Source organism: Virgibacillus carmonensis (assembly GCF_057836705.1).
Genome location: NZ_JBYQFJ010000017.1, coordinates 58,523 through 81,520, shown reverse-complemented (window position 1 = coordinate 81,520; position 22,998 = coordinate 58,523). Strand labels below are relative to the sequence as shown.

The window sequence follows — 22,998 nt, the reverse complement described above, 5'->3', positions numbered from 1 at the left end:
CTACACGGTGATAGCCACGCTTTTTTATTTACTGGGTTTTGTCCCAGCCTCTTTTCTTATTACTCAGACTCAACCATATTGTAACTTGTTATATAAGGCTTATCTGCAAAATAGGCAGGTGGTTTCGTTTCACCGCCACCGTTTTGATGTTGTTTTTTAAACGCATTTGAGTTCTTCCAATTTTCGAAGTCCGCGACAGAAGCCCACTGGGTCAACACAACATACTTATTCCCACTTTGTGGACGTAATAACCGGAATGCCTGAAAACCAGGGGAGGAGTCAATTGCTGAACTTCGCTGTTTAAAACGATCCTCAAAAACAGTTCGTCCATCTTCTGTAACGGTAATATTGTTCATAACGACAAACCCTTTATTTTGAATTGTTCCATTGTTAAGTAATACGTCATAAGCTCTTCCAGATTCAAAAATATTTTCATGGTTGTCCTCATAGTAAGCTAGTGCATTACCGCCACTATTCATGAGATGAAAATCAATTTTCGGGTGTTTATCAATTAACTTTTCAATAAATTCTAATGTGCCATTTGTCATATAAGCTTTCATATTTGTTTAAATCCCCCTTCGATTTTCTTCTATTTCATAATACCCGTTTAGTGAATGGTTAATCAAAATATAAGCCGAAATAGAGTATAAATAGTATCTCTTTCCTGTTGTTGAAAACTGTCGTATACTGTAGGATGTGATTGGTTGAACAATCATATGCAGAGGTGAATAAGAAGTAATGAATCAGAATAAAAAACAAAAAATGATAGTTACTTTTAATACAAAACACATGGTTATGATTATTGGACTAATCGTGTTTTTAGCAATAGCAGGGTATTTAGTTATTATTTTTGGTGGAAAATTAGTAGTGAATGAAGAAGATTTAATCCTAGATGCTACTACAACAATTGAAACAAAAGATGGCGAAGTAATTGCCGAATTGTATCACGAAAATAGAACGCTTGTATCGATGGAACAAATCCCAAAACATGTCCAAGAAGCATTTGTCTCTATTGAAGATCGTCGTTTTTATGATCATGCCGGAGTAGATTTCCAGTCTGTACTTCGAGCTATTTACCGCGATATCATCGCATTTGACAAGGTAGAAGGCGCGAGCACAATTACGCAGCAATTGGCTAAAAACCTTTTTTTACGTAATGATAAAACATGGATGCGTAAAACGAAAGAAGTAATGGCTGCTATTTATTTGGAGAGGCAGTTTACAAAAAAACACATACTTGAAATGTACCTGAACGAGATTTATTTCGGTTCAGGAGTATATGGGATCGAAGAAGCATCACAATTATTTTTTTCAAAATCGGTTAAGGATTTATCACTGACTGAAGGGGCTATGCTTGCTGGATTGGCAAAAGCTCCAAACGGCTATTCACCAATTGACCATCCTGAAAAAGCATTAGCAAGAAGAAATGTCGTACTTCAGTCAATGGAAAGTTTCGGGAAAATTTCAACCGAAACGCGCATTCAAGCACAAGGGAAAACACTCGGATTAAATGTACAGAAATCAGAAGAAAATCCATGGGTTGATTCCTATGTGGACTTAGTATTGAAGGAGGCTGCTGAGGACTATCAACTATCTGTCGACGAATTACGACGGGGCGGATATCGGCTAGTTGTAAGCATCGATCAGTCGATTCAACAGGTTGCGTACGAACAATTTAAGAATGATCAGTATTTCCCAGGCAATACAGAAGGCGCGCAGGGTGCTTTTGTTATGATGAATCAAGCAAGTGCTGAGATAGTTGCGGCAATTGGCGGACGTTCGTATGAACTTGGCAATCTGAATCGTGCAACGGTAAAACGTCAGCCTGGTTCGACAATAAAACCTATCGTGGTATATGGTCCTGCTCTGATGAAAGAAAATTACGTGCCATATTCCCTGATACCCGATCAAAAAGTTAGCTTTGACGAATATACAGCGGAAAATGTAATTGATCAATACGAGGGTGCGGTATCCATATATGAAGCACTAAGGGTTTCCAAAAATGCCCCTGCTGTATGGTTGCTTGATGCTATTGGTATTGATTATGCGAAATCATACCTGGAAAAAATGAATATTTCCATCCAGGATAATGGACTTGCGGTTGCGCTTGGTGGACTATCAGATGGAATAACGCCAATTAAGATGATGGAAAGCTATCGACCTTTTATTCATAATGGGAAATATCTAAAATCACACACCATAACACGTATTTCCGACCGGAATAATCAAGTAATAGTAGATGAAAAACAGAAGGAAAGACAAGTATTTAGTGGCCAGGTCGCATGGAATATGACCGAAATGTTAATGAATGTTGTAAATAAAGGCACGGGTGATGCTGGTAGTTACGAAAAAGCGCTGGCTGGAAAAACCGGATCGACTGAGCATCCTCTTGCTGAGGGAGAGTATAAAGATGCCTGGTTTGTTGGATATACACCACAGTATGTAAGTGCATTATGGATGGGCTATGATGTCTCAGATAAGAATCATTTTCTTACGGACGGAAGTTCCTATCCAACGATGCTAACAAAATCAATTTTAACGGAAGTGGACAAGCAGCAACCGTTAGAAACTGCTTTTAAAAAACCAGAAAATGTCGAGTCTTTACCAAAACCAATTGACCTACCTGAGATTAAAAATTTAAAAGCTGGCTATACCTTTGGAGGTTTTTCATTGGTGAAAGGTAAGCTGAGCTGGTCTCAGGCAGAGAATAATCGTGTTGTCTATCGTATTTACAAACAAGAAGAAGGTATTGATGAAAGAATTGGAGAAGTGCAGGGGGAGCATGAGTTTATTATTGAAGACCTCCCTTTATTAAAAACGACTAGCTATTATGTTGTTCCCTACAATCCACTAACAAAAGTTGAGGGAACAAGATCAAATACAGTAGAATTATCGCTGTAATCGACAAATTCATGACAATCAAACAGGTTTGCTATGCATCTTGTAAGGAAATCGATATAGTAAAGAGTAGAGTAAAAGCTGTTAAAAAGGATGAAAAATATGTTGAAGCAAATGAATGATACAATTATTAAAGCCTATAATGGGGAAAAAACAGACCATGTTCCCGCTTGGTTTATGCGACAGGCTGGCCGATCGCAAAAGGAGTACCGCGAAATTAAGGAAAAATATTCCTTATTTGAAATTACCCATCAACCAGAACTATGTGCCTATGTTACAAGGCTCCCAGTAGAAAATTATGGTGTTGATGCAGCAATTTTATATAAGGATATCATGTCACCACTTCCTGCTCTTGGGGTAGATGTTGAAATTAAAAAGAACATTGGACCAGTGATTCACAATCCAATACAAAGTTATCAGGATGTGGAAAAGCTAGGGACTATTAATCCTGCATCGGATGTACCGTATGTACTGGATACAATCCGATTACTCACAGAAGAACAATTAACTGTGCCATTAATCGGATTTAGTGGTGCGCCATTCACCTTAGCGAGCTATATGATTGAAGGTGGACCATCAAAAAATTATCATAAAACAAAGGCGCTTATGTACCGTGAACCAGAAACATGGTTTGCATTAATGGACAAACTTGCAGATATGGTTATCACTTATGCAAAAGCACAGATTAATGCAGGTGCTAAGGTAATTCAGATATTTGATTCTTGGGTAGGAGCTTTAAATGCTTCAGACTATCGGATTTTTATCAAACCAGCAATGCAACATATATTCCGTGAGCTGCAAAAAGAAGATGTTCCATTGATTTTATTTGGTATTGGATCAAGACATTTATTAATGGAGTGGAACGATTTACCTGTGGATGTATTAGGACTCGATTGGCGTACAACCATTCAGGAGGCTCGTCAGATGGGTGTAACCAAAGTGTTACAAGGTAATTTGGATCCGGCTATTTTGCTTTCAGATTGGGATACGATTGAAGAGAGAACAAAAGCAATTCTAGACCAAGGCATGCAAGAACAAGGATATGTGTTTAATTTGGGACATGGTGTAACACCTGAAATCAGGCCTGCTATACTAAAAAAGGTAACCGAATTAGTCCATAGCTATTCCAAACAATAAGAAACTGCTAACGAGGTGTATGAAATGGGAAAGAAAAAAATGGGATTATTAGTGATGGCATATGGAACACCATATAAGGAAGAAGATATTGAACGTTATTACACAGATATAAGACGTGGACGCAAGCCATCACCTGAAGCGTTACAGGATTTAACTGATCGGTATAAAGCTATTGGAGGGATTTCTCCACTGGCAAAAATTACAAATGGGCAAGCAAAGGCATTGGAAACAAAGCTTAATGATGTGCAAGAAGACTATGAATTTCATGTATATATTGGACTAAAACATATTGAACCATTTATTGAAGATGCTGTCCGTCAAATGGCGAACGATGGAATAGAGGAAGCGGTATCCCTAGTACTCGCACCACATTATTCTACGTTTAGTGTGAAGTCTTATAACAAGCGTGCAAATGACGAAGCTGAGGAACAAGGCAATTTAACTATTACATCAGTTGAGAGTTGGTATGACGCTCCTGGATTTATTAATTACTGGGCAAACCAGATCAATGCTGTTTATGACGAAATGTCGGCACAAGAAAAGGAAAAAGCAGTACTTGTTGTTTCTGCACATAGCCTACCGGAGAAAATTTTACAAAACGGGGATCCGTATCCTGATCAACTAAAAGAAACGGCACGATTAATCTCAGAAGAAACAGGGATTAAAAATTATGAAATTGGTTGGCAAAGTGAAGGAAATACACCAGATCCATGGCTCGGTCCAGATGTACAGGATTTAACGAGGGAACTTTATGAACAAAAGGGCTACCGCTCGTTTGTGTATGCACCAGTTGGATTTATCGCGGATCATTTAGAAGTTTTATATGATAATGATTATGAATGTAAAGTAGTTTGTGATGAACTTGGAGCGACCTATCATCGGCCTGAAATGCCAAACATACACCCTGAATTTATCGCAACTTTAGCAGACGTTGTGCTACAAAGAGTAAAGCGTGATGTGTAGTGGGAATTTCTAAAAAAATTGTAATTGTCGGCGGTGGGATAACAGGTTTATCTGCTGCTTACTATCTGCAAAAAGAAATAAAGGAACAAGGATTACCATATAAAGTGAAACTGGTGGAAGCTAGTAATCGCTTAGGTGGCAAAATCCGTACACTAAAAAAAGATGGGTTTACCATTGAACGTGGTCCTGATTCGTTTTTATCGAGAAAAACACCTGCAGTAAAACTAGCGGAAGAGCTAGGGTTAGGTAACCAGCTTGTACGAAATGGTACAGGTCAAGCCTACGTTTTGGTTAATAATAAACTACATAAGATGCCGCGTGGCTTTCATATGGGGATTCCGACTAAAATAGGACCACTTTTATTTTCACCTCTTTTTTCCGTGAAAGGTAAACTGCGAGTGGGGTTTGACTTTGCGCTGCCAAAAGGGAAAAAAGCTGCAGATCAATCGTTAGGTGGTTTTTTTCGTCATCGATTTGGTAATGAGCTAGTTGATAATTTAGTTGATCCACTGTTATCAGGGATTTATTCTGGTGATATTGATGATATGAGTTTAATGGCAACATTTCCGAATTTCTATCAATTAGAGCAAGAGCATAGAAGTTTGATCAAAGGGTTGCAAAAGACGCAGCCTAAACCTGTTAAACCCAAAAAGAAAAAGACAGGGATGTTTTACGCGTTTCAAGATGGGTTTGAATCACTGGTTAAACAAATTGAAAAAAAGCTTGATCCAGATACAGTGGAAGTGAACATTGCTGTTGACCATGTGGAGAAAAAAGATCATGGCTATCATCTTTTGTTAAGTAGTGGTGAAGTATATAAAGCAGATGCAATCATCATGGCAGCACCACACGAAACATTACCTAAAGTATTTAGTCAATACGATTTCTTTCACGAATTCGACATTGTTCCATCCACATCCGTTGCAAATGTTGCAATGGCATTTGATCAGTCAGCAATAAAACGCGACATCAATGGAACCGGATTTGTTGTTTCAAGAACTAGTGATTACCGGATTACCGCTTGTACATGGACACATAAAAAGTGGGCATATACAACACCAGAAGGAAGCGTTTTGCTTCGTTGTTATGTAGGACGACCTAATGATCAAGAGGTAGTAGATCTATCTGATGAGGAAATAAAACAGATTGTACTTAAGGATTTAAATAAAACGATGAACATTACCCAAGCACCCAAGTTCAGTGTGATCACACGGTGGAAAAATGCAAGACCACAATATACAGTTGGCCATACCGAACGAATCTCGAAGGTTCGCAGTGAAATGGCTGAGAGGTTACCAGGGGTTTATCTTGCGGGAAGCTCATTCGAAGGTGTTGGCGTTCCGGATTGTATCGAACAAGGTGAAAAAGCAGTGGATAATGTGTTGGAGTTTTTGCAATAAAAATGAAGGTGCTCACAAAATTTGATGTGAGCACCTTTTTTAGGAGTAAAGAAAGTATAAACGAAAATCTGTCTAGCTCCAGCGCCCATTGCCTAGTGCCCTTCAGGCGCCTCCTTACGATAAGGTCAACACCGAATCGCTTACGCTCTTCGTGTTTCCTTTATCTCATACGGAGCCTTCCAGGGCATACGGCAATTAACGAGCGCTTGCGCTTTTCTCTGTCTAGCTCCAGCGCCTAGACATTCGAGACATAAGCAGTTCGCTTCCGCGCGGGGAAACCCATCCACTCTGCTCCGCTCTGCTTATGCTTGTCGTGTCTTTCAAGGAGCCCTGAGCTTTTCTTAGTCAGTCAGGATTTGCTACGATTTTCGCCATGTGTCCCCACAAACTTATCTCGATTTCTACTCAAACGTTTCTTCCAACTCTTCAACTAGCGTTCCAATGTAGGTGACTGCTGTTCTTATTGCATCTGGTTTTGACATATCTACACCAGCCATTTTAGCGAGTTCCTGTGGTGTCATTGTGCCACCAGCTTTCAAAACAGATAACCAACGATCAACCGCCGGTTTTCCTTCTTCTTGAATTTTTTGTGCTACTGCTGTCGAAACAGTTAACCCAGCAGAATAAGTATATGGATATAATCCCATATAATAGTGCGGTTGACGCATCCAAGTTAATCCTGCACCTTCATCAAACACGACCGTGTCACCCCAGAAGTTTTCTAGAGCTTCTCGTTTTTGTTTGATTAAAACGGAAGCGGTTAATGGTGTTCCTTCTTCTGCTAGTTTATACACGCGGCGTTGAAATTCGCCCTCTAGTAAATGGGTGACAAAATTATGATAATAGGTTCCTAGCAATTGGGTGATCACCCAGCGCTTCATACGCTTGTCTTCGGTATTGCTCATAATGTGATCTGCTAAAAGCAATTCGTTTAGTGTGGAAGGCGCTTCAACAAAATAAGTGGAAGGACGCGTGTTTACGAGGGATTGATTTTTTCCAGCTAAATAAAAATGGCCTGCGTGACCGAGCTCATGCGCTAGAATAAATGCTCCACGCATATTGTCTGTCCATGTAAGTAAAATATACGGATGCACACCATACGGACTTGAACAGAATGCCCCTGTTGATTTACCCACATTATCAGCTAAATCTACCCAACGGTTGTGAATACCCTTCTGCATAATACTACTGTATTCTCCCCCCATAATTTGCAGTGCGTCTAGGATTGTTGATGTTGCTTCTTCATAGGTTGTTTCTGGGTTGAAATTTGGATCAAGTGGAGCTTTCAAGTCACAGTATCGCAACTCTTCTAAATTAAGCTCTTTTTGTTTCAGTTTGGCGAATTTGCGCATGTGTGGTGCAAGTTCTTCTTGAATAATGTCTAATTGATTATAATACATATCTTCCGTAACTTGTTGCGAATGAAGTAACATCTCTGTAACTGAATCATAAGAACGAAGTCTTGACATGGTAACTTGTTTTGTTACTTCTGTTGCGTAGGTAGCGGCATACGTATTCTTGTAACGATCTAACGTCTTAATAAACGAATCATAGGCTTGTCTGCGGATAGCTGTGTCAGCAGTTAGTTCATAACGATCCTCATAAAGTGCGGCTGACATTGGTAATTCCTCACCATCCGCTGTGGTGAGTGATTCAAATTCCATATCAGATGATTTGCTGCGTTGGTAGATCATATATGGTGCACTATGCACTTCACCTAGGGAAGCGAGTGTTTCTTCTATTTCTGGTGATAGCGTGTATGGTTTTTTCTCTACTACATCATGTAGCATTTTTTTGTATGGTAGCAGTTCTTCCTTTTCATCAATGTACTGTTGAATGGTATCTGTTGATAATGTTAATAATTCTGATTCAACAAACGATAGTTTTGCTCCAATTTTTGCTAGTACAGAAGAAACCCTAGCGGCATCTGCCTGATTTTCTGCATCAGATCCATCAGCACTTGCTCGCAAACTGGCATATGTAGCAACGTGAATAACCTTTTTTTCAAACTGTTCAATCTCGGTTAAACAATTTACTAAAACAGTAGCGCTTGTACCCAATTGTCCTTTATATTGTGTGACATTATTAACATCTTGCTGAATTTCTTTAAGAGCAGATTCCCATTTATCTCGTGAAGCAAATAAGTCAGTTAAATTCCAAGTGTTTTCTTTAGGTACTTCATGTCTTTGCATTCTTCTAGTTTTAGTCGTCATCAAATTACCCCTTCCAAAATTGTTCATAACTCAAAATAAGTATAAAACATTAGTAGATTAAATGATATGATTTTTCAGATATTTTTTGCAAAAAAATAAACAGCCACATGTATAGCTGTTTAATGGTAATCAATTATTTGTTATAGTACAGTAAAACATATTACTAGTTTCAACTTGTAGGTTATCTGGCTGGATGATCACATTCGTCACAGAGATTACCATAGCAATCCGCTTGTTCATTCATATCATTCCCGCAAGTGTGGCATTTTTTCTTTGGTAACGATCTAAAAAATTCAATGACGTTTTTCATGTGTATCCCCCCTCGTTGTTAATAATCTTATTGTATTATAACAGTATGCAGTAAGTCAATAGTGTGTTACAACAAATTTAAAAAAGAGGTGTTTGTATGAAGTGTACAGTAATAGGTTTTTGGGGAGGATATCCTGCTAATGGAGGAGCAACTTCATCCTATTTGTTTGAAAAAGATGGGTTTTCATTATTAGTTGATGTTGGAAGTGGAGCATTATCGACTGTTCAGAATTACAAACATGTGATGGATATCGATGCTGTTTTATTATCGCATTATCATCACGATCATACTGCCGATATTGGTGTTCTTCAGTATGCATGGCTTGTTCATTCCTATCTTCGTGAAGAAAAGGAAATTTTACCGATTTATGGTCATCAAGAAGATATGACAAAATTCGAGACACTGACACATGAATGTACAGAAGGTATTGCGTATGATCCTGAAGATGTATTAGCGGTTGGCCCTTTTTCCATAAGTTTTTTAAAAACGAATCATCCTGTTCCTTGTTATGGTATGCGCGTTTCTGACGGGGAGGATGTCATTGTATATACGGCAGATACATCATATAAAAAGGAATGGGCTAACTTTGCAAAAAATGCGGATTTACTGATTACAGATTGCAACTTTTATGAAAAACAAGACGGGTCTGCAGCTGGGCATATGAACAGTAAAGAGGGTGCAACAATTGCTAGCAACGCCAATGTTGGTGAATTGTTATTAAGCCATCTTCCACAATATGGCGATACCAGTGATTTACTAATAGAGGCTAAAAAATATTTTTCTGGGAAAATACAACTAGCTAAAACAGGGTTGGTATGGGACAAAGATAGGAGCTAACTTTTGATTGAACGGGACTTTTCCATTACAATTAAGCGTGGAATAGAAATAATTGGAGGTTAATTTAACATGAAGTTTATCGATAATAAAGGTATTACAGATGCAAGTATTAATCTTGCGCTTGAGGAATATGTATTACAAAACTTTGGTGAAAAAGATACATACTTATTGTTCTACGTTAATAAACCGTCTATCATTATTGGTAGAAACCAAAATACGGTGGAAGAAATCAATACAGAATATGTTGACAAAAATGGTATAAAGGTAGTGCGTCGTCTCTCTGGTGGTGGGGCAGTGTACCATGACGAAGGTAATTTGAATTTTAGCTTTATTACAAAGGATGATGGAGAAAGCTTCCATAATTTTGAGAAGTTCACAAAGCCTGTTGTTGAAGCATTGAACAAGCTTGGTGTACCTGCAGAATTGAAGGGAAGAAATGATCTTGTGGCGGATGGCCGCAAAATTTCTGGAAATGCGCAGTTCTCTACAAAAGGACGCATGTTTAGCCACGGTACATTAATGTTTGATTCTGAAGTTGAACATGTTGTATCCGCCTTAAATGTAAGTAAAGAAAAGATTGAATCAAAAGGAATTAAGTCTATTCGTAGTCGTGTAGCGAATATTTCTGAGTTCCTTGAAGAAAAAGTATCAATGGATGAATTTAAAGATCTTATTTTACGCTACATTTTCGACGTAGAGGATGTAAAAGATGTTCCCCGTTATGAACTAACAGATCAGGATTGGGAAAATGTACATCAAATTTCGAAAGAACGTTACCAAAATTGGGATTGGAACTTTGGTAAATCACCAAAGTTCAATACTCAGAGCTCACACAAGTTTGACTCAGGACTTGTTGACGTTCGTTTAGAAGTTAAAAAAGGTATCATTGAAAATTTCAAAATATATGGAGATTTCTTTGGTATAGGAAATGTTGCAGATGTTGAAGAAAAACTGACAGGTATACGCTATGAACGTAAATCAATAGAAGAGGCCTTAGAGAATGTGGATATCCCACATTACTTAGGAAAAATTGCAAAAGAAGACTTTATTAACTTGGTTTATTAAAATAATTTTGTAATTAATAAAGGCTAATGGACACGTTGACATGTCCATTAGCCTTTTCTATTATCTTTTAAGTTTTTACACTTGAAAAGAACTTATCTGTATTTTATAATTAATATGAATTTTAACATATAAATGAATGATTATTCATTCATACTATTTGGGAGGGGCATGAAAGTGAATTTAAGTAAGCAATTAACGAACATAGCTCAAAAATTACCAAATAAACCTGCGTATGTCTTTCAGGAAAAACCGACTACATACATGGAGTTGGATGGTGCAGTCACAAAGTTCGCATCACGTTTACGAGAAATGGGGTATAAAAAAGGGGACCACATTGCATTAGTTGTTGGAAATAGCCCATATTATGTAATTGGTTTATATGGTGCCCTAAGGCTAGGAGCAGTAGTAATTCCAATTAATCCACTTTATACGGCTCATGAAATGACATATATTTTGAAAAACGGAGACGTAAAAGCTATTATCACAATGGATGTGTTAATGGAAAAATTTGAGGCGATTGCAAATCAACTTCCAACTGTAGAACACTATATTTCCTGTGAATCTGGTAAGGAAGTGTCATTTGATGAGTATTCGTTATTACCAAAATTGAAATCGTTTTCAAAACTAGTTAAAGAAGGTAACTTGGATTTCGATGCACCTGAATCGGATGAACAAGAGACAGCTATCATTTTGTATACGTCTGGTACAACGGGCAAGCCTAAGGGTGCAATGTTGTCGCATAAAAATCTTTATTCAAATGCAAAAGATGTTGCTGATTATCTGACTATTAACGCTGATGATCGGGTAATTGCGGCATTGCCAATGTTTCATGTATTTTGTTTGACTGTTGCTCTAAATGCACCACTAATGAATGGTGGTACGATTTTAATTGTTCCATCATTTTCACCACAAGAAGTGTTTCGAGTTGCTAAGGAACATGAAGCAACGGTGTTTGCTGGTGTACCAACCATGTACAACTATCTCTTGCAAAGTGTTAGTGGTGGCAATGAAGCTGACTTTTCTGGAATCCGGTTGTGCATCAGTGGTGGCGCATCAATGCCAGTAGCATTGTTAAAACAATTTGAACAAGCATTTCAGGTTAAAGTATCAGAGGGGTATGGTCTGTCTGAAGCATCGCCAGTTACATGCTTCAATCCATTAGATCGTCCAAGAAAGCCAGGATCAATTGGAACTAGTATACGAAATGTTGAAAATAAAGTGGTGGACGAGTTTGGCGAAGAAGTAGTTGCTGGCGAAGTAGGTGAACTAATTGTCAAAGGTCCGAATGTGATGAAGGGGTATTATAAAATGCCAGAAGAGACAGCGCTTACACTTAAAGATGGCTGGCTTTATACTGGTGACATGGCACGTATGGATGATGAAGGCTATTTTTATATTGTTGATCGAAAAAAGGATATGATTATCGTTGGTGGCTATAATGTTTATCCTCGAGAGGTTGAAGAGGTATTTTACTCGCATCCAAGTATTTCGGAAGCTGCTGTGATTGGCACTCCTGATCCGAATACGGGTGAAGCAATTATTGGTTTTATCGTTTCAAATGATCCATCCTTAAAAGAAGATGTACTACTAGAATTTTGTAAGAGCCATTTGGCAAAATATAAAGTCCCTAAAGAAATTGAATTCCTAGATGAACTACCTAAAAATACCACTGGGAAAATTTTGCGTAAAAATCTTCGTTCAAGAGTAAAAAGCGAATAGTTAGGTCAAGTGCCATGCAGGAATTAGTCTGCATGGCATATTTTTTTACGGATGTATGAACCATCCTTATTTCCGCCAAACTAGATAGTAAAAAGGAATGGTTCGATATGAAGAAAAATAAAGAATTGCCGACATTTACAATTTTAAATCCAGAATTTCATGCAACTGAACAGATAACAACGGCACAAGATAGGCAAGAAAATGATGAAGAGACAACATTTCAAGATGAAAAATAGCAAGGGAAAAACAGAAATAATATATTTTTTAAAAAAGTTTTCATATTTTTGTTACTTTTTACCTAAAAATTTGGTAAATTAAGTTATAAGCTTCTTTCTTTTCGTTTTGCAGCGAAAGGATGAAAAAATGGTTAAAAATTATTATTCTCCATCATATGAAATTACTCCATTTACAATGGCTGTTTTAGCTGACTATGGGAAAAGCGAGGAATACTCTACATGTATCCTAGAAACAAAAGAGGAATTTTTTGTAGAGCTTTGTCCAACTAAACTGATTGATTATGCTTGCAAGTCATTCGGTTCAAGTCTGAAAGGTAGACAAGATGGAACGAAAAATATATGCAGTATAACGCACAAAGCGCCAATCGCTATTGACCCAAGCAGTGGCATGTATTTCTTCCCTACAATCTCACCAATAAGTACCAAATGCTCCTGGATTGCACATTCCCATATCGATCAAATGAAGATGACCAACAATCAGTGCACCGAAATAGTATTTAAAAATAGTAAGTCAATCATCATTGACGTTTCATATGGCTCGATGTTGAACCAAATTCAACGTACAGCGCAATTCAGATACTTGCTCGACAACCGCATCAAGTATTTGCAGAGACAGGGGGTTGATATGGTGGCAGAGCCTTATGCATAAGTTCTTGAACAATGACTTCTACTTTTTTTCTGATAGCTGGATTAAAGTAATTCCGCTTTTCTTCTCGACTTTGGCAAAGAAACAGAAAAGAAGAAAACGAATCATTTTTATTTAACGTGACGACTTGTATATTTTTTTTCTTCATGGTGTGCCGTAATTTTCTTCGTTCATTGATTGCTTCTGAAATCATTTTTTCTAAAAGCCCGACATAGGGTTCTTTAATTTTAAAAGCTCCTTTTTGGATGTGTTGAATATCTTGTTGTATCACAACTATTGCCATCGAAAGAAATAGAAAGCGTGATGCCACCTGTAATTCTTCCTCATTAAGATAGCGCATAATGTATCTCCTCCCCAAAACAAAAACGAACATTTGTTCTGTTAATAGTATATGACAAATCCATTAAAAAATACACTATAAAATTTTGGAATTTGTAAAACGAAAAGATTGAAGCTGATTTTTTATTTTATCTAGGCATAAATATAGTTTACTTTACAATAAAAATAGTTAAACTAGGGTATATGGAAATATTAGTATTTGTTTTGGGATGAGGGGACAATCTACATGCAATTTTCGGATTTTAGTTTAGACAATATTAAACTATTACTAGAACAGGATAAATTAGATGAATTTATTAACGAACTATTAAATAATTATGAAAGTCTGGGGCCATTGCCAGGTCTATTATTTCCGTTCCTTGAAGCCTTTCTGCCGTTTTTACCATTAGTTGTATTTGTGTTTGCGAATTCTGCAGCATATGGGTTATTGGAGGGTTTTTTGTTATCATGGGCAGGCACTAGTGTGGGTGCCGTATTTGTGTTTTTACTTGTACGACGACTAGGAGACAGGCGTATTTTTAGAGCGATTCAAAGAAATAAACAAGTGCAAAAGGTTACTGCTTGGCTCGAAAAACATGGATTCGGTCCATTGTTTTTATTACTTTGTTTTCCGTTTTCACCATCAGCCATTATTAATGTAGTGGCTGGACTGTCAAAAATCAGCATTCAACAATTTGTACTAGCTGTTTTACTAGGGAAATCGGTGATGATTTTCACGATGGCATATGTTGGCGCCAGTATCGCATCATTTGCGCAGAATCCTACAAAAGCAATTGTGGTAGCGGCTTGCATCACCGCGTTCTGGTTAATTGGAAAATACGTGGAAAAACGCATACACAAGAAGACATTGGAGAAGGAAGCAAGAGAGCAGGAAGAAAAGCAGGATTAAGCGCAATTCATTCAGGGTAAACTAATACTAGATTAGACCCCTTGGAGTGAAAATTATGCAAAAAATAAGTTATCGACGTTTAATTCCAGTCGTGTTCTTTGCCATCGTAGTAGCATTGATAATTAAATCGTTTTTATTTGCTAGCTATGTGGTTGATGGTGAATCAATGGAACCGACGCTTCATGATGGAAATCTTATGATGGTGAACAAAGTTGTTTATGATTTACAGGATGTTGATCGATTAGATGTTATTGTTTTTCATAAAAATAAACAAGAAGATTATGTGAAACGGGTAATCGGATTGCCTGGTGATGAGATCACATATAAGAACGATAAATTAGTTATTAATGGCGAATATGTGGAAGAGAATTTTCTTGATGAGCTGCAAAAGGAAAGTAATGTAGAGCCATATACAGAGGATTTTACACTGGAGGAAGTTACTGGGAAAACTACTGTGCCTGAAGGTGAACTATTTGTGATGGGTGATAACAGACCAGATAGCTTAGATAGTAGATCCTTTGGTTTTGTTTCAGAAGAACAACTTGTAGGGAAGGTGGACATTAAATACTGGCCAATCTCACAAACGGAAATGGGCTTTCACAAATAACTATTATAAAATCTTTTCCTTTGTTAAAATAAAGGGAGAGATTTTATTTTTTTCTAGAGGATGTTCAAAAAGTCACCAAATGATAAATGGCGAATCTCTTCGTTACTCGGTTTTTGTGGTCCTCACGTATTAAGGGCATAGTGGAACTTCTACTAAAACCGTCCACGTCCTGTGGACAACGTAGAAGTCAGCACATCACGCGCAAGTCCGGTCCTCAAAACTCTCGTGCCTCGACCTTGACGCACAGGACGTGCTAATGTCGACTTTGCAACAGGACGTTGCGTTCTTTGTCGACCTTATTTCTAATTCGGCGACTTTTTGAACACACACTTCTACACAATAGAGGGGATATATTATGGGGATACGTTTCATATTAGGACGATCAGGTACTGGGAAAAGTGGTCGGGTATTAGATGAGATAAAAGAAAAGCTGACGGACGACCCACAGGGTGCGCCCATTTTTTATATTGTTCCAGATCAAATGACCTTTCAACAAGAATATGAATTATTTAAACAAGATGGAATTCACGGAAGTATCCGAGCACAGGTTGCTAGTTTCTCGCGTCTAGCATGGCGTGTTCTGCAGGAAACTGGTGGGGGAACACGCCAATTTATCAGCTCACTTGGCATTCAAATGATGCTTCGTAAAATTATTGAGGAAAAGGATTCGGATTGGAACATTTTTCAGAAAGCATTGGAAAAACAAGGGTTTCTTGAACAGTTAGAAAAAATGATTACCGAGTTTAAACGATACCAGGTAACTCCCGAAGTTTTACAAATGCAAATTAATCAGTTGAATCAATTCGTACATAAGGAACACGGTGAGGAAGCATTAACAAAAAAACTTCAGGATTTGTCCTATATATATGAAGAGCTAGCTTACGCATTACAAGGGAAATACGTAGATAGCGAGGATCAGCTACAATTACTTGCGGAAAAGATTAAAGAAGCATCTTTTCTGGAAAATGCAAAAGTGTATTTAGACGGGTTTCACCGTTTCACACCGAAAGAACTGCAGGTGTTAGAGGCGTTAATGAAAAAATGTGCGAACGTGACAATTACATTGACTGCCGATGGGCTGGAAGAGGATAAGGAACTTTCTGAGCTAGATTTGTTTTATCAAACAACGGAAACTTATCATACGATTACAGCACTTGCAAATGAAAATTATATTGCAATAGAAGAGCCAATTTTACTAGACCCTGCAGAAGGGAAATTTAAAGACCGGCCTTATTTTTCACACCTGGAAAAGAATTTTGATAAGCGCCCAGCACCAGTATACAGAGGAGAAGTTCCGTTAACAATTGCAGAAGCGGTTCATCCACGTGCAGAGGTGGAAGGCGCTGCACAAGAAATTGTTCGATTAGTACGCGAGGAAGGCTATCGGTTCAATGATTTAGCTGTTTTCATTAGACAAACCGATGTATACCATGATTTAATTGCTACCATTTTTGGCGATTATGATATCCCGGTTTTTATTGATGAAAAACGTACCATGCTGAACCATTCACTCATTGAGTTTATTCGTTCAGCACTTGAAATTGTCGATGGCAATTGGCGATATGATGCTATTTTTCGCATGTTGAAAACGGGGTTTATTCCTGCCACAGATCAAGATTATCCGCTAACGAATGATGCGATTGATGAATTGGAAAATTACGTATTGGAGTATGGAATTCGTTCTAGAGAGCGTTGGTTTGGTGAAAAAGAGTGGGTTTTTCAACGATTTCGTGGATTTGAAGATGCAGCACAAACAGATAAAGAAAAATTAGTACAAACACGCATAAATGCCTATCGGAAACAAGTAGTGCTGGCAATTAAAGCATTTGATAAAGACATACGAGCATGTGAAACCATCCGTGATCGTTGTACCGTAATTTTTACATGGATTGAACAACTAAATGTCCCACAAAAACTAGAGCAAATGCGTACACAATTTGATGAAAATGGACAGATAGAAAAGGGTCGAGAGCAAGAGCAAGTATGGAATGCGGTCATTCAATTGTTAGAGGAAATGGTCGAGATTGCTGGCGCGGAAAGTCTCTCTTTACCAATATTCCGCTCCACACTGGACGCAGGATTCGATTCATTAAAATTTGCCCATGTTCCACCTAGTATGGACCACGTTACAGTTGGTACAATTGATCGCTCCAGAATTAGTGGAATCAAATGTACACTTTTATTAGGTGTAAACGATGGTATTTGGCCGATGAAACCACCATCTGATGGCATGATCAATGAACAGGAACGCGAAATGTTAGCAGGACAGGGTCTGCAATTGGCTGAAAGTAGTAAACGAAAATTACTGGATGACTGGTTTTATATGTATATAGCCTTCACATCATCAACGGATAAGCTATGGATCAGTTATCCATTAAGTGATGATGAAGGGAAAGCAAAGATGCCGTCCCAAATGGTTAAACGGGTTGAGGATTTGTTCCCATACTGCTGTACACATGTACTACTGCAGGATCCAGATGAACTATTCCATGCAGAACGATTTATCACAACGCAGACGAAAACGCGTGCTGCATTGACGGCGCAACTGGCACGGAATCGAAAAGGCTATCCCCTCAAGCCAGTATGGTGGCATGTACTGAATTGGTATATTAAAAACCACGCGAAATACAGCACAAGTTATAGAACCTTACAAAGCTTGTATTATCAAAATAAACCGACAGGTCTGTCTGTTGAAACGGTAAATGAATTATATCCAAAGCAGGTGAAAGCTAGCGTTTCAAGACTTGAAATGTATTATCGGTGTTCGTATCAACATTTTGCAAACTATAGTCTTGGACTTGATGAGCGGAAAACATACAAGCTGGATGCACCGGATATTGGTCAGCTGTTTCATGAGGCTCTAAAAAGAATTACCGAATGGGTACAGGATGAAGGCAAGAATTTTGCCCAGTTAAATAAAATCGATACGGATGGTTATGCCCAAAAAGCAGTTACTAATCTTGCACCAATCTTACAGCATCAAATCTTGCATAGCTCAAACCGGTATAAATATATTCAACAAAAACTACAGGAAGTCATTGCACGAGCAGCTTTTATATTAAGTGAACAAGCACGTCAAAGTGATTTTTCACCAATAGGATTAGAACTTGGATTTGGCCCAAATCAAACGTTATCACCGATCACCATACCACTAGCAAATGGATTTGAGTTAATGCTTCGTGGCCGGATAGACCGTGTTGACCAGGCATTAAATCAAGATGATTTATTTCTGCGAATCATAGACTATAAATCTAGTGCAAGAGGGTTAAATCTAGTTGAAGTATATCACGGGCTAGCATTACAAATGCTGACGTATCTCGATGTTGTTCTCACACAATCTGAACAATGGTTGGGGAAAAAGGCTACACCAGCGGGAGTGCTTTATTTCCATGTCCATAATCCAATGATTTCTGGGAAACAAAAAATGCAGGACGATGACATTGAGAAGGAAATTTTAAAGAAATATAAAATGCAGGGGTTATTATTATCGAGTGAGGAAATTGTTAAGCTAATGGATCGATCACTCGAGTCAGGTTCCAGTCAAATTGTACCAGCAGGTGTTAAAAAAAATGGTGGCTTTTACAATCATTCAAAAATCGCCGACAATGAAACTTTTGCTGGATTACAGAATCATGTCCATCAACTGATGGGGCAGGCTGGTATCGATATGACGAGCGGCGGTGTGCACTTGAATCCATATCAGCATAATCAACAAGTGGCTTGTACGTTTTGCGCGTTTCGGTCGGTTTGTCAGTTTGATCCGATTCTAGAAGAAAACAATTATCGCAAGCTACCAGATATGAACGATGATGACATATTAGAAAAACTTCGTAAAAAGGAGGGCAAGTAATGGTTAATTGGACGAAAGAACAAGAACAAGCAATTTATACGGCTGGAAGTGACATGCTTGTAGCGGCAGCGGCAGGTTCAGGAAAGACGGCTGTACTTGTCGAACGGATTATTCAAAAGCTAATCAATAAACAGAGTCCAGTTGATATTGATACCCTCCTTGTTGTGACGTTTACTAATGCTGCTGCACAGGAAATGCGAAATCGTGTTGGGTTGGCTTTGGAAAAGGCACTTGCTGAGGACCCAGCTTCCACACATTTAAAAAAACAGTTATCCCTATTGCAGCGTGCATCAATTTCCACTCTTCATTCATTTTGTTTAGATGTGGTCAAGCAATATGCATACTTGTTGGATATCGACCCTGCTTTCCGTATTGCTAATAATATGGAAATTGACTTAATCAAACAAGATGTGATTGCTGATTTATTTGAAGAATGGTATGGCAAGGAGGGAGACGAACAGGTACAGTTTTTTGCTGTAGTTGATCGTTTTTCAAGTGACCGAAGTGATGTTGATGTTGAAAATTTAGTACTCGATTTATATACGTTTGCTATGCAAAACCCATGGCCAATTAAATGGCTCGACCAATTGGCAGACGTGTATGACGTACCAGAAACGTTTGAAGAAGAGAATCTAACATGGTTGTCCATTATTAAACGAGAGGTAAAAAGTCAACTAACAGCAATCGAACAAGAAGCAAACGCGGCACTAGAACTTACCAAGCATCCTGAAGGCCCCTATCATTATAGTGAAGCTATTGAAGCTGATCTTGCGATGATTCAGGAAGCAATTGCGAATAGTGATACATGGGATCAACTTCAAGTCTTCATGGCAGGTAGTTCATTTAAAACATTGTCCAGGAAGAAAATAGAGTGTTCTGAAGAAGTGAAAGATAAGGTGAAAAGCTTTCGCGACAGTTATAAAAAACGTTGGAAAGATATGAAGGATGGCTGGTTTACGCGTAACCTTGCTAGTCATATTGAGGATATGCGGGAACTGGCTCCAGTGATCAAGCAGCTTACCGAAATTGTTAAAGAATTTAAGGAGCGCTTTTCGGTACAAAAGAAGGAAAAAGCAATCGTCGACTTTTCTGACTTAGAGCATCATTGCTTGGCATTATTAGTTGATGGGGAATCAAGTGCTGAAGATCCATTACCATCGAATGTGGCGCTTCATTTTCAACAAAAATTCACCGAAGTGCTGGTCGATGAATACCAGGATACTAACTTAGTTCAAGAAACGATTCTAAGATCAATTAGTGATCGAACAGGTAATGGAAATATGTTTATGGTTGGTGATGTGAAGCAAAGTATTTACAGGTTCCGGCATGCAGAACCAGCCTTGTTTATCCATAAATATAAGCAATTCCATGACACGGACAACCCAGGGCAACGAATTGACTTATCGAGTAATTTTAGAAGTAGAGAAAAAGTTTTAATCGGAGCCAATTATCTTTTTAGGCAAATATTAGATGAAACGTTAGGCGAGATTAATTATGATAACGATGCTGAATTAATTTATGCAAACAAATCCTATGATTCATTTCCATATGAATCTCCTGAACCAGAACTTTTACTAATTGACCGCGAAACAGATGATGAAAAAGAAGAGGAAACAGAGGATGAAAATTATCAGGACTTGGAAAAGGCGCAATTAGAAGCACGTGCATACGCGAAGAAAATCAAGGAATGGACAGGTCAAGGTAGGAGCAAACCTCTCCAGGTTTTTGATAAAGTAACAGGGACGCAACGTAATTTTCACTATCGTGATGTCGTCATACTAATGCGTTCCATGACATGGACCCCAACGATTGTCGATGAATTAAAAAAACAAGGAATCCCTGTGTATGCAGAGTTATCAACGGGCTACTTCGAAGCGATTGAAATAAAAATCATGCTCAGCTTTCTTAAGGTTATCGATAATCCAAGACAGGACATTCCACTTGCTTCTATTTTACATTCGCCAATTGTAGGATTGAACGAAGAAGAACTAGCTAGCGTTCGATTGGCAGACAAAAAACATGGCTATTATGATGCATTACTGGCATACAATAAGCAATATACAAATGAATTAGCGGATAAAGCAACAAAATTTTTAAAGCTATTAGAAACGTTTCGGATTGCTTCCAGACAAGGAGCATTGTCTGAGTTGATCTGGCAAATTTACCGGGAAACTGGTTATTATGATTTTGTAGGTGGAATGCCAGGTGGACGTCAGCGTCAAGCTAATTTACGGGCCCTATATGATCGGGCTAGAGGATATGAAACTACTTCCTTTAGGGGGTTATTCCGGTTCTTACGCTTTATCGAACGGATGGAAGAACGCGGAGAAGACCTCGGTGCGGCGAGGGCTTTAAGTGAACAAGAAGACGTCATCCGGATTATGACCATTCATAAAAGTAAAGGACTGGAATTTCCGGTTGTGATTTTAGGTGGGATGGATAAGCAGTTTAATATGCAGGATCTGAAGCAACGTTATTTACTGCATAAAGATTTAGGGCTCGCAAGTAAATATATTGATCCAGTGAAGCGGATTACCTATCCTACCTTGCTGTATTACGCATTTCAAAAAGAGAAGCAACGAGAATTACTTGCAGAAGAAATGCGCGTCCTATATGTAGCCTTAACCCGCGCGAAGGAAAAACTTGTCATGGTTGGCAATGTAGCTTCTTTTGAGAAAAAACAAAAGAAATGGGAAAAAATACTCGACCACCCGGATTGGGTAATGCCCACACACTTTCGGATCGAAGCAAAATCATATCTGGATTGGGTAGGACCTGCTTTAATTCGTCATCATTCTAGCGAAGTTTTGCGGGTAGAGGATGTAAATGAAATTACGAATAATGAAGTTAAAATGGACCCCTCAAAGTGGGATATATCCGTTGTGCATGGTAGTGAACTAGCTAATCTTGAGGATGTTGTGACAGAAGAAGATGTTAACTTAAAGGAAAATATCCAAAAATGGGAACCAATGGACCTTCGAAACGAAGAACTTGATGAACAAATAGATGAAAAACTTTCTTATGAGTATCCATTTACACAAGCGGCTACATCTCGTGCAAAACAAACTGTGACAGAAATCAAGCGGCAACGCGAGCTGAAGGATGAATACAGTGCAGATCAATTAGTGCAAACATTGAGAGCGCCAATTGTGAAACGACCATTATTTATGCAAAAAGGGAAAACCATTACGGCTGCTGAAAAAGGTACAGCTATGCATACGGTTATGCAACATTTACCACTAACAAAGGAATGGACAGCATCAGAGATAGAAACGTTTGCCGATAGATTAGTGGATAAAGAAATCTTAACCACAGATGAAGTCGAAATCATTGATGCAAAAGTAATCGAAAAATTTTTCAAGAACGAAATAGGACAGAAGATGCTACAGGAACCAAATGTTCACCGCGAGGTACCGTTCAGTCTTTCCTTATCAGCAAAAGAGGTTTATGCATCATGGTCTAGTGATGTTGACGAGCAGGTTCTTGTCCAGGGTGTGATAGATTGTGTAATTCCAGTAGAAGATGGTCTCATGATTCTCGATTACAAGACAGATGCGATTGAGAAAAAAGTAACAGATAAGGTTAAAGAACAATTAACAAATCGTTATAAAACACAAATGGAACTCTATCGACAGGCAATTGAACGAATTTGGAAGCAACCGGTAACAAATGTTTATTTATATTATTTTTCGAAAGAGTTATTGGTTGAGGTCCCGAAATAAAGCCTGAAAATTGAGAGCACATATGGTATATGACCATATGTGTTCTTTTTCATTAAAATAAAGCCATCCCTCCTTTTGCTGAAAATACGCAGGGGAATTTTTGGAGTGGTTATTTTTTCTGAGAATACTTTCTGGAGATTGTTAAATAATATGTTGAAAAGCAGTAA

At 38.2% G+C, this 22,998-nt stretch carries 17 protein-coding genes; 13 read left to right on the top strand and 4 right to left on the bottom strand.

The window, feature by feature from the left end; translation table 11 throughout:
• Positions 1 to 59: 59 nt before the first annotated feature.
• On the bottom strand, positions 60 to 560 hold the full coding sequence (locus AC3G7N_RS13920; RefSeq protein ID WP_489422769.1) for an antibiotic biosynthesis monooxygenase family protein: 501 nt from the start codon (positions 558 to 560) through the stop codon (positions 60 to 62).
• Positions 561 to 738: 178 nt separating this feature from the next.
• Between AC3G7N_RS13920 and AC3G7N_RS13915 the strand changes: the two genes are divergently transcribed.
• The 4 genes from AC3G7N_RS13915 to hemY all read left to right on the top strand — a co-directional run bounded on the left by AC3G7N_RS13915 (position 739) and on the right by hemY (position 6,398).
• Complete coding sequence (locus AC3G7N_RS13915; protein ID WP_489422768.1) at positions 739 to 2,901, top strand: transglycosylase domain-containing protein; 2,163 nt, start codon at positions 739 to 741, stop codon at positions 2,899 to 2,901.
• 99 nt (positions 2,902 to 3,000) lie between these two features.
• On the top strand, positions 3,001 to 4,035 hold the full coding sequence (hemE, locus tag AC3G7N_RS13910) for a uroporphyrinogen decarboxylase (protein ID WP_489422767.1): 1,035 nt from the start codon (positions 3,001 to 3,003) through the stop codon (positions 4,033 to 4,035).
• A 24-nt stretch (positions 4,036 to 4,059) separates the two neighbouring features.
• Complete coding sequence (hemH, locus tag AC3G7N_RS13905; protein ID WP_489422766.1) at positions 4,060 to 4,998, top strand: ferrochelatase; 939 nt, start codon at positions 4,060 to 4,062, stop codon at positions 4,996 to 4,998.
• 5 nt (positions 4,999 to 5,003) lie between these two features.
• On the top strand, positions 5,004 to 6,398 hold the full coding sequence (gene hemY, locus AC3G7N_RS13900) for a protoporphyrinogen oxidase (protein WP_489422773.1): 1,395 nt from the start codon (positions 5,004 to 5,006) through the stop codon (positions 6,396 to 6,398).
• A 401-nt stretch (positions 6,399 to 6,799) separates the two neighbouring features.
• On the opposite strand, the gene pepF is transcribed toward hemY, so the two are convergent.
• Entirely contained in the window at positions 6,800 to 8,611 is a 1,812-nt protein-coding gene (gene pepF / locus AC3G7N_RS13895) for an oligoendopeptidase F (protein ID WP_489422765.1), read from the bottom strand.
• Between the two features lie 181 nt (positions 8,612 to 8,792).
• Positions 8,793 to 8,921 (bottom strand): protein YhfH, encoded by a 129-nt coding sequence (gene yhfH, locus AC3G7N_RS13890; protein WP_489422764.1) that lies wholly within the window; start codon positions 8,919 to 8,921, stop codon positions 8,793 to 8,795.
• A 96-nt stretch (positions 8,922 to 9,017) separates the two neighbouring features.
• On the opposite strand from yhfH, the gene AC3G7N_RS13885 reads away from it, so the two are divergent.
• From AC3G7N_RS13885 to AC3G7N_RS13865, 5 genes are all read left to right on the top strand, one after another.
• A complete protein-coding gene (locus tag AC3G7N_RS13885; protein ID WP_489422763.1) occupies positions 9,018 to 9,758 on the top strand; it encodes an MBL fold metallo-hydrolase in 741 nt (246 codons plus the stop codon).
• 69 nt (positions 9,759 to 9,827) lie between these two features.
• A complete protein-coding gene (lplA, locus tag AC3G7N_RS13880) occupies positions 9,828 to 10,823 on the top strand; it encodes a lipoate--protein ligase (RefSeq protein WP_489422762.1) in 996 nt (331 codons plus the stop codon).
• Between the two features lie 174 nt (positions 10,824 to 10,997).
• The gene (locus AC3G7N_RS13875) at positions 10,998 to 12,542 is read left to right on the top strand and encodes a fatty acid--CoA ligase family protein (RefSeq protein WP_489422761.1); all 1,545 of its coding nucleotides are present in this window, start codon (positions 10,998 to 11,000) and stop codon (positions 12,540 to 12,542) included.
• Between the two features lie 107 nt (positions 12,543 to 12,649).
• Positions 12,650 to 12,778 carry a hypothetical protein gene (locus AC3G7N_RS13870; protein WP_489422760.1) on the top strand — a complete coding sequence of 43 codons (129 nt, stop codon included), beginning with the start codon at positions 12,650 to 12,652 and terminating at the stop codon, positions 12,776 to 12,778.
• A gap of 106 nt (positions 12,779 to 12,884) precedes the next feature.
• Positions 12,885 to 13,427, top strand: a complete 543-nt coding sequence (locus AC3G7N_RS13865) for a competence protein ComK (RefSeq protein ID WP_489422759.1) — start codon at positions 12,885 to 12,887, stop codon at positions 13,425 to 13,427.
• Here AC3G7N_RS13865 and AC3G7N_RS13860 read toward each other — a convergent pair.
• Positions 13,375 to 13,764: a YhjD family protein gene (locus AC3G7N_RS13860; RefSeq protein ID WP_489422758.1), complete on the bottom strand. Its 390-nt coding sequence runs from the start codon at positions 13,762 to 13,764 to the stop codon at positions 13,375 to 13,377. The two genes, AC3G7N_RS13865 and AC3G7N_RS13860, sit on opposite strands and share 53 nt — an antisense overlap.
• A 225-nt stretch (positions 13,765 to 13,989) precedes the next feature.
• On the opposite strand from AC3G7N_RS13860, the gene AC3G7N_RS13855 reads away from it, so the two are divergent.
• The 4 genes from AC3G7N_RS13855 (at position 13,990) to addA (ending at position 22,831) form a co-directional block, all read left to right on the top strand.
• The gene (locus AC3G7N_RS13855) at positions 13,990 to 14,652 is read left to right on the top strand and encodes a TVP38/TMEM64 family protein (RefSeq protein ID WP_489422757.1); all 663 of its coding nucleotides are present in this window, start codon (positions 13,990 to 13,992) and stop codon (positions 14,650 to 14,652) included.
• Between the two features lie 55 nt (positions 14,653 to 14,707).
• Positions 14,708 to 15,259, top strand: a complete 552-nt coding sequence (lepB, locus tag AC3G7N_RS13850) for a signal peptidase I (RefSeq protein WP_489422756.1) — start codon at positions 14,708 to 14,710, stop codon at positions 15,257 to 15,259.
• A 355-nt stretch (positions 15,260 to 15,614) separates the two neighbouring features.
• Entirely contained in the window at positions 15,615 to 19,109 is a 3,495-nt protein-coding gene (addB, locus tag AC3G7N_RS13845; protein ID WP_489422755.1) for a helicase-exonuclease AddAB subunit AddB, read from the top strand.
• A complete protein-coding gene (gene addA, locus AC3G7N_RS13840; RefSeq protein WP_489422754.1) occupies positions 19,109 to 22,831 on the top strand; it encodes a helicase-exonuclease AddAB subunit AddA in 3,723 nt (1,240 codons plus the stop codon). Before addB ends, addA begins: the two co-directional genes overlap by 1 nt.
• The last annotated feature ends 167 nt before the right edge of the window (positions 22,832 to 22,998 follow it).

What these genes read in the sequence shown, in the direction of transcription:
- AC3G7N_RS13920 (WP_489422769.1), bottom strand. Translation starts at nt 560, where the DNA reads ATGAAAGCTTATATGACAAATGGCACATTAGAATTTATTGAAAAGTTA.
- AC3G7N_RS13915 (WP_489422768.1), top strand. Translation starts at nt 739, where the DNA reads ATGAATCAGAATAAAAAACAAAAAATGATAGTTACTTTTAATACAAAA.
- hemE (WP_489422767.1), top strand. Translation starts at nt 3,001, where the DNA reads ATGTTGAAGCAAATGAATGATACAATTATTAAAGCCTATAATGGGGAA.
- hemH (WP_489422766.1), top strand. Translation starts at nt 4,060, where the DNA reads ATGGGAAAGAAAAAAATGGGATTATTAGTGATGGCATATGGAACACCA.
- pepF (WP_489422765.1), bottom strand. Translation starts at nt 8,611, where the DNA reads ATGACGACTAAAACTAGAAGAATGCAAAGACATGAAGTACCTAAAGAA.
- yhfH (WP_489422764.1), bottom strand. Translation starts at nt 8,921, where the DNA reads ATGAAAAACGTCATTGAATTTTTTAGATCGTTACCAAAGAAAAAATGC.
- AC3G7N_RS13885 (WP_489422763.1), top strand. Translation starts at nt 9,018, where the DNA reads ATGAAGTGTACAGTAATAGGTTTTTGGGGAGGATATCCTGCTAATGGA.
- lplA (WP_489422762.1), top strand. Translation starts at nt 9,828, where the DNA reads ATGAAGTTTATCGATAATAAAGGTATTACAGATGCAAGTATTAATCTT.
- AC3G7N_RS13870 (WP_489422760.1), top strand. Translation starts at nt 12,650, where the DNA reads ATGAAGAAAAATAAAGAATTGCCGACATTTACAATTTTAAATCCAGAA.
- AC3G7N_RS13860 (WP_489422758.1), bottom strand. Translation starts at nt 13,764, where the DNA reads ATGCGCTATCTTAATGAGGAAGAATTACAGGTGGCATCACGCTTTCTA.
- AC3G7N_RS13855 (WP_489422757.1), top strand. Translation starts at nt 13,990, where the DNA reads ATGCAATTTTCGGATTTTAGTTTAGACAATATTAAACTATTACTAGAA.
- lepB (WP_489422756.1), top strand. Translation starts at nt 14,708, where the DNA reads ATGCAAAAAATAAGTTATCGACGTTTAATTCCAGTCGTGTTCTTTGCC.
- addB (WP_489422755.1), top strand. Translation starts at nt 15,615, where the DNA reads ATGGGGATACGTTTCATATTAGGACGATCAGGTACTGGGAAAAGTGGT.
- addA (WP_489422754.1), top strand. Translation starts at nt 19,109, where the DNA reads ATGGTTAATTGGACGAAAGAACAAGAACAAGCAATTTATACGGCTGGA.